General features: G+C 38.8%; 8 protein-coding genes. All 8 read right to left on the reverse strand.

The window, feature by feature from the left end:
- Nucleotides 1-65 precede the first annotated feature (65 nt).
- Nucleotides 66-923, reverse strand: a complete 858-nt coding sequence (locus tag V7137_RS20215; RefSeq protein WP_335699738.1) for a flagellar hook-basal body protein — start codon at nt 921-923, stop codon at nt 66-68.
- Between the two features lie 26 nt (nt 924-949).
- A complete protein-coding gene (locus V7137_RS20220; protein ID WP_335699739.1) occupies nt 950-1,834 on the reverse strand; it encodes a flagellar hook-basal body protein in 885 nt (294 codons plus the stop codon).
- A gap of 16 nt (nt 1,835-1,850) precedes the next feature.
- Nucleotides 1,851-2,282, reverse strand: a complete 432-nt coding sequence (locus V7137_RS20225) for a DUF6115 domain-containing protein (RefSeq protein WP_335699740.1) — start codon at nt 2,280-2,282, stop codon at nt 1,851-1,853.
- A 21-nt stretch (nt 2,283-2,303) separates the two neighbouring features.
- Entirely contained in the window at nt 2,304-2,747 is a 444-nt protein-coding gene (locus V7137_RS20230; RefSeq protein ID WP_335699741.1) for a YaaR family protein, read from the reverse strand.
- A gap of 155 nt (nt 2,748-2,902) precedes the next feature.
- Entirely contained in the window at nt 2,903-5,110 is a 2,208-nt protein-coding gene (locus V7137_RS20235; protein WP_335699742.1) for a methyl-accepting chemotaxis protein, read from the reverse strand.
- 15 nt (nt 5,111-5,125) lie between these two features.
- Complete coding sequence (locus V7137_RS20240; protein WP_335699743.1) at nt 5,126-5,638, reverse strand: chemotaxis protein CheW; 513 nt, start codon at nt 5,636-5,638, stop codon at nt 5,126-5,128.
- Nucleotides 5,639-5,678: 40 nt separating this feature from the next.
- Nucleotides 5,679-6,122 carry a chemotaxis protein CheW gene (locus V7137_RS20245; protein ID WP_335699744.1) on the reverse strand — a complete coding sequence of 148 codons (444 nt, stop codon included), beginning with the start codon at nt 6,120-6,122 and terminating at the stop codon, nt 5,679-5,681.
- A 15-nt stretch (nt 6,123-6,137) separates the two neighbouring features.
- Nucleotides 6,138-7,792 (reverse strand): chemotaxis protein CheA (locus V7137_RS20250; RefSeq protein WP_335699745.1); only part of this gene is annotated, 1,655 nt, incomplete at its 5' end.

Raw genomic sequence — 7,792 nt, forward strand, 5'->3', positions numbered from 1 at the left:
AAGTTAAGTATTTTTTTGAAATCTACTATGCAAAAAAAGAGACGCTAAAAAACGACTCAATAAAATCATCTTAAAATGCCATTCGCAATTCCAATCATCTGATCTGCGTATGATACTGCTCGCGAATTCATTTGAAAGCTCCTCTGCGAGGTCATAAGATCGGTCATTTCTTTCGTTAAATCCACATTCGATCCTTCTAGATAACCAGATAACATCTGCACATCGTCAGGATTCATTACATTCACATAATCAGCAGCATTCGCTCCATTTGGTAACACCGTTGTATCAATTTCGTATTCATTCCCACCTGCATTCTTAAGAATATGCGGGTTTTGAATATCAACAATCGCTACTTGCTGAGATGATAAAAATGAAGTGCCTTTACCATCTTTATTTTTCAAATGGATTTGCCCGTTAGATTCAATACTTACTTCATATAGATCATCCAATTCAATTGGCTGGCCGTTTTGATCGAGTAAGTAGCCGCCATTTGCGTTAACTAAATGATAGCTTCCTTGTTTGGTAGGATTCGGACTAATATGAAAATTACCATCACGAGTGTACTTCACTTCATCAGGGGCTCCAGCTGTTGCGGAAGGATACCCGACTTGAAAGAATCCCTTACCTTGTATCATTAAATCTAAAGGATTTCCTGTTTGAGTTGCTTGGCCTTGTTCCATAACGAGCTGTGTTAGGCCCGTCCGTGTTCCATACCCGACCCGGAGCCCATTTGGAGTGAGACGGCCGACTTCTTGATCAGAACGTACCTGATTGTTAAGTTGCGAGGCAAAGATTTCTGAAAAACTTTGATCCTTCCGCTTAAAACCTGTTGTATTCACATTGGCGATATTGTTTGCAGATGTATCTATTTTTTGTTGGTACGCCTGCAAAGCACCGGCAGAAATATAAAGTGACGTATTCAATGGTCTGTTCTCCTATTCTGAATGGGCTATCCGTTCATTTTTCCAACCGAATATAGTTGTTCTAAAGATTGATTATAAGCACCTATTACTTTTTGATTGGCTTCATAAGCACGCACCGTCGTCATCATATCAGTCATGGTTTGGCCAAGGTCTACGTTTGACTGCTCAATGAACCCCTGGTGAAGAGATACACCTGGATTAGCACCGCCATTATCCTGCATAAACGGCAAGGGATTTTCAGACTTGTATACGTTGTTGCCCTGCCGAGTAAGGTCATAGGGATTTTGGACAATGACAATCCCGATCTGACCCAGATTAGTTGTTTTCGTCGGATCATTTGTCTTAGCAATTAACTGGCCCTCCGCGTTAATATTCAAATCCTCTTTTTGGATACTTCCAGTGATTTGAATGGGCTTGTGGTCCGCCCCTAAGACACGATAACCCTCAGAGGTGACTAAATTTCCGTTTGCATCTAAATCCCATTTACCATTCCTTGTGTAACCAATTGTTCCATCAGGTAGCTCCACAGCAAAGAAGGCAGCTGGTTTTACGGTCCGGCCATTGACCATCTGTAAAGGAATATTTTGATCTTCGATCGCAACATCCAACGGGAGATCTGATTGGACAAAAGTCCCTTGCGTGAAGCTTGGAATACGCTCCTGAGCGTACACACCGTTCGTCAATTCCCCCACTCTCACTCCCTGACCTGGAATTTGAAGATTTGAGGTACCAGGGATATTTTCAGTAAAGTCTTGAATACGTTCGATTAATAGTTTTGGAAATGCGCGCATGACAGTATCATCTTTCTTAAAACCTGGTGTTTGTGCATTCGCGAGATTATTGGAAAGTGTTTCTTGTCTGCGCTCCAAAGAAAACATTCCCGAAGCGGCAGAATACAAACCTCTTAACATGAAAAAACCCCTTTTCTTAGGTACGTGCTTGATTAGCTAGCTGAAGAATGAAAGATACTTCTCCTGTACCTTTTCCGAGTTGCTTAGCGATTTCATCCACGGTTAGACCCTTTTCAAGAAGCTCAAAAATCTCCTTGTATCGATCATTTAAAAATAAATTCTGTCCACTGTCGCTGGAATTAGCTTTAGATTCAACAGGAACAGATGCTTTTAATGTGTTTAGCTCCGTTTTCCATTGTTCACGCTCACTATGTATGAGTGTTTGATGGTGCTTCATAAGCACCTTTAACTCTTGTATTTCACGACTCAATTTTGCTTGGTTCTCGATTATTTTTTGATGTTGATCCTGCTGTTCATCCGATGTTTGCCGGGAAAAAACTTTGACGACTAAATACAGCACAACAATTATACTCACAATTAAAAGTGCTTCAATTAAATAATACTGCACTGTAGCGCTCCCTTCTTAATATCAAGTATATAGATTAATCAATAACCCTTTGATTTCACCTATCCGATCTAAAATAGACAGACCGGCATTTTGCTGGTTTATTACATGATTAGTCAATTCCATTAATTTACGGTCAAGTACCTGAACGGTTTTCAGGGTTTTATTCCCTCCATACGGGTCCCAGCTTTCAGTTTTATATAGGCCTACTCCATTTTTTGTAACCTCACCCATAAATCGTTTAACCAAATCCTTATATTTGCGCAGTTCACTAAAGGTTGGATTTTCACTTAAGCGCTGGCCCTGCTCATCAACTTCTTGCAGGATTTGCTGAAGGTGATCTTTGGTAAGTTCCTTGGAATAGGTATTGATAATTTTTTGAAAGGATGCTGTATGGATGGAAGAACGATCGCTTGCCGGCAAACGGGAATCACCAATATTTATTCGAACCGGATCCTGTATTTTCAAGTGTCTTCTCCCCTTATATCTTTTCGAAATCTATCTTCAAAAAAATATCAAAATAAATCAAAATACGTTGTAATTATACCCCAACTTTTCATGAATTTCATTAATATTCATAAAAAATGCCCCCGCAATTGCGAAGGCATTTTCATGAAACGAGTTTATTTCAATCTTTTAATCTGTTTATTTACATCCGTAATCGCACTAACAACTTCTTCTACTTCTTTCGATTGGGTTTCAATACTAGCATTTAGTTCTTCTGTTTGTTTTTGAACATTCCCAACCTCTAATGCAATTTCTTGTCCATATCTTGCTTGGTTATTTGATGCCATTAACATTTGATGGACCATCTCTTTGATGCTGTTGATATTGCGAACAATCTCTTCCGCAGATAATGCTTGTTCTTTCGTTGCATTGGTCACTGCGCTTGATTGGTTTGTGACGTTTTCAACTGCTTCTACAATCGCGTGGCTGCCTTTTGCTTGTTCCGATGTTGCGATCGAGATTTGTTGGATCTGATCTTTGGTATTAATAATTCCTTTTACGATGGCTTCAGCGGTAATGGATTGTTCTCTCGTAGAATGAGTCATTTCTACAGCCTGACTTGTTACACTTTCGACTGCTTTTGTGATAAACTCGCTATTCTTGGTTTGTTCTTCCGTTGCCTTGGCGATTTGATTCATTTCCTCTGTTACCTGTACAATACCTTCTGAAATTTTCCTAATCGCCTGGTTCGTTTTGTCGGCAAGTTCATTTCCTATTTTTACTTTTTCCGCACCATCTTTGATAGAGGCTACAGCAACAGTCGTTTCACTTTGGATCCCTTTGATTAGGCTGGCAATTTCTTTTGTGGCATGTGCAGATCGTTCCGCTAGTTTACGAACTTCATCCGCAACAACCGCGAAACCTTTCCCATGATCTCCTGCACGTGCAGCTTCAATCGCAGCGTTAAGGGCCAAGAGGTTCGTTTGGTCCGCGATATCATCAATAACAGCTACAATACTGCCAATTTCTTCTGAACTTTTCCCTAAGTTTTCCATCATGATACTGGTTTGATCGATTACTTTAGAAATTTCTTTCATCCCATTCAATGTTTCATTTAAAGAGATCGTTCCTTCAAACGCGTCATCTTTGACGGCATTGCTTAGTTGGTTTACCGTTTGCGCACTAGCGGCTACCTGTTTAATAGAAACGATCATTTCCTCCACTGTTTCTGACGTTTGTTCAGCCGTATCTGTCAAACTAACGGCATGTTCACTGACTCCCTTAATCGATTGGCTCATTTCCTCAATCGATTCAGAGAATGTTTCCACGCTATCCGTTACATTATTTGTGTTTATTGCTACTTGTTCAATTGAGGCCATCATTTCTTGAATAGCTGAAGAAGTTTCTTCTGCAGAAGATGCAAGATAGTCTGCACTTCCCTTTACTAAATTAATAGAGGAGCTCATCTGTTCAACTGCAGCTGAGATTTCATCCACCCCGAAGGCCGTTACATTTGTGTTTCCAGCCACCTGTTGAATGGATGCTACTAGCTCGCTAACGGAATCGTTCCCTTTGTTCATCGAAGCATCTAATTCATGTGCACTGATTGCTGATTTATCAATAGATTTCTTGATTTCAGTTATTGAGTTCACGGTGATTTCAGCATTTTTAATGACTCTTGTTACCGTACGACGGATAAGGCCATTAATAAGGAAGGCTATTAAGATACTGAAAAACATCGCAATCACTGATATGGCAATGATTTGAAAAAGAGAATTAGTAGATTTCTTCTCAGCGTCATCAATAATTTTACTGGTACTTTTTTGAGCATTTTGAGCCACTTTTTCAAGGTAACTTATCGTCGTATCTCCATGATAGGCTAAAACACCTAATCGTGCATGGGAAGTGTAATAATCGTCGCCACCTGTTTTATTAAAGAATGATGGAATAACCGTAACATAGTCCTCAAAGTTCTTGTTGAACTCTGAAAATAATTTTTTATCATTATAAGTTGCTTCCACTTTATTGATTTCTTTGATATTATTTCTTACTTCTTTGATGTCTTCGTTTACGAGGTTTTCGATCTTATCCTGTTCTTCTTTACTCTGTTCATAAGAATACTTGGTTAAGTTTAAACGAATATCGGTTACACTGTCTTTTATCTTATCGATTATTTCAAGCTCTTTTACTTGAGTGTTTCCTAAGTATGTTACATCATCACTAAGATCGTGAATTTTATAATATGAAACAGAGGATACTAATCCTAAAAATAGTAAGAGAATGATAAAACTACCCCATAGTTTAACACCCATTGATACATTATTCGCCAGTCTTAAGCATTTTTTCATTAATTCTGAAACATGACTCTTTTCTTTATTCGACATGATCTAACTCTCTCCTTAGGATTCCACTGCCTCTTTACTATTCATATAGGAATCTACCATTTGCTTTAATTCAACTAAATTCGTTGTGTCATCCAGGAGCTTTTCAATATCTAAGAGGATGACCAACCTGTTTTCGAATTTAGAAATACCTACTAAATAAGAAACATCTTTGGTTTCTAAAATATTCGTGTAATCAATCGATTCTGGAGGAAGCTCTAGCACATCTGTAGCGGCATCCACGACTAATCCAATCTCTTTATCAAAAACCTTAACAATAATGATTCTCGTAACATCTGTCTGAAGTAATGTTTCTCCTGTCAGAGCCGCACGGATATCCACAATTGGTGTTACTACACTTCGTATAGAAGTAACTCCTAAAACATGTGGCGGTCGATTGGGATAAGGAGTAATTGATATTGACTGCATTCGTTCAATAGATACTACTTGACTGATATGTAATCCATATTCGATCTGGCCCAATTTAAAAATAAGTACTTTTGAATCTTGAAACATGATTTGATCTTCCATACGATCCCCTCTTCCTATTACGGTTTTATACCATTGTGGCTTAGTCCTCTACGGCCGTATCGTCAGCCTCCGATTTAATCAATTCTTGAATTTTTAAAAGGATGATTAGACGGCCTTCATATTTAGCGATTCCTTCAAAAAAGTCCGTGTTTACACCACTAGATGCAGCAGTTTCAATGGCATCTGTGTCCACATTAATGACATTACTCGTCTTCTCAACAATTAAACCCAATTCAATTTCTTCATACTTCACAATGATAAGTCGTGAATATTCTGTGTATTGACAATCACCTAACTCTAGCTTACTTTGAAGGTCAATAATTGGAATGACATTCCCACGAAGATTGATCAAACCTTTCACATACTTTGGAACATTTGGTACTCTGGTAATATGGGTGAGTCGTTCAATCGATAAGACATGATCGATGTTCAAACCATATCCTTCATTTCCAAGTGTAAAAGCGATTACCTTTATATTCCCCATCATCATTCACCCTTTCTAATTAAAAAACTGATTGGAATCTATGATTAGGGCTACTTGACCATTCCCTAAAATCGTTGCACCAGAAATAAAGTTTAGGCTTGTTAAATATTTTCCAACTGATTTTAGGACAATTTCTTGCTGCCCAAGAACAGAGTCGATCACAATCCCTCTCGTCAAATTCCCTTTACGGACAATTACGATAAACTGTTCTCGTTTATTGGATGTTGTATTAGTTGTTGGGACTTGAAGGGTTTCATTTAAATATACTAACGGAACAACCTGTCCACGGAACTGAATGACATCTTGGCCTTGAAGTGTTGAAACAACATTATCTGCGGCTGTGGTAATTTCAACGATTGAATTGAACGGAATAGCAAAGGTCTCTTCTTCTACCTTCACTAACATGGCATAAATAATCGACAATGTTAATGGCAGCTGGATATGAAATATGGACCCTTTTCCTGGTGAAGAATCAATCGTAATTAAACCACCCAAGGATTCAATTTTGGTTTTTACAACATCTAGGCCGACTCCACGCCCCGAAATATCGGAAATTTTATCTGCAGTACTAAAACCTGATGAGAATAACAAGGCGTAAACTTGTTGATCGGTTAGCATTTTTGCTTCTTGTTCGGATACCACGCCTCGCTCAATTGCTTTATTCAAGACCTTATCACGATTAATACCCTTTCCATCGTCCGAAACCTCAATAAATACATGGTTTCCGCTATGGTAGGCCTTCAATTGAATTTTTCCTTCTTCTGGTTTATTGGCCGCCATTCTTTCCTCAGTTGTTTCAAGCCCATGGTCTAAGGCATTCCTTAGAAGGTGAACCAATGGATCTCCTATTTCATCAATGACTGTTCGGTCTAATTCTGTTTCTTCCCCTTCAACAATTAACTGCACTTTCTTATTCAGCTCTTTCGCCAAGTCACGGACCATCCTCGGGAAACGATTAAATACCTGTTCAACCTGGACCATTCTCATATTTAAAATGAGGCCTTGGAGATCCGTCGATATTCGCGTCATATGTTCAACTGTTTCTGTCAGTTCTGTCAGGTGTGACTTCCTTGCTATTTGATCCAGCCTGCCTCGATCAATAATTAATTCACTAAATAGGTTCATTAGATGGTCTAATTTATCAATGTCAACTCTGATCGATTTGGAACGCTGTTTTTTCTTACTCGTGCTCGAATCCTCGTTCTCCTGCGTCCGGGGCGCTGGTTCACTTTTTTCTACTTTTTCCTCAGGTAGAGTTAAAGTATTTTGGGGTTCTTGATTGGTTATTTCAATGACAAGAACTTCTCGAATCTCAGAGACATTCATCAATTTGGAACGTACTTCTTCAGAACTGCGTTCAGATAACATCAACAACGTGAATGAATCACCGAAATTCTCTTCTTCTATTTGTTCAACTGAAGGATTTGTTTGAATTAGCTCACCAAGTTCTTCAGCTGCTTGAAAAACAAGATAGGCGCGTATCGATTTCATTACACATCGTTCATCAACAAATACATTAATTTGATATAAGTTATTACCAGACTTTCTAGCTTCATTAATCACAGTTGCTTGAAACTCATCAAGTACAAATTCCGCTGTGGCAGCCACCTCACGTGAGGCACTTAAAAAGTCGGGAATTTCCACTGCCGCCGACGGGGCTTGAATACGTT

This window comes from Neobacillus drentensis (genome assembly GCF_036962765.1).
GTDB lineage: Bacteria > Bacillota > Bacilli > Bacillales > Cytobacillaceae > Neobacillus > Neobacillus drentensis_C.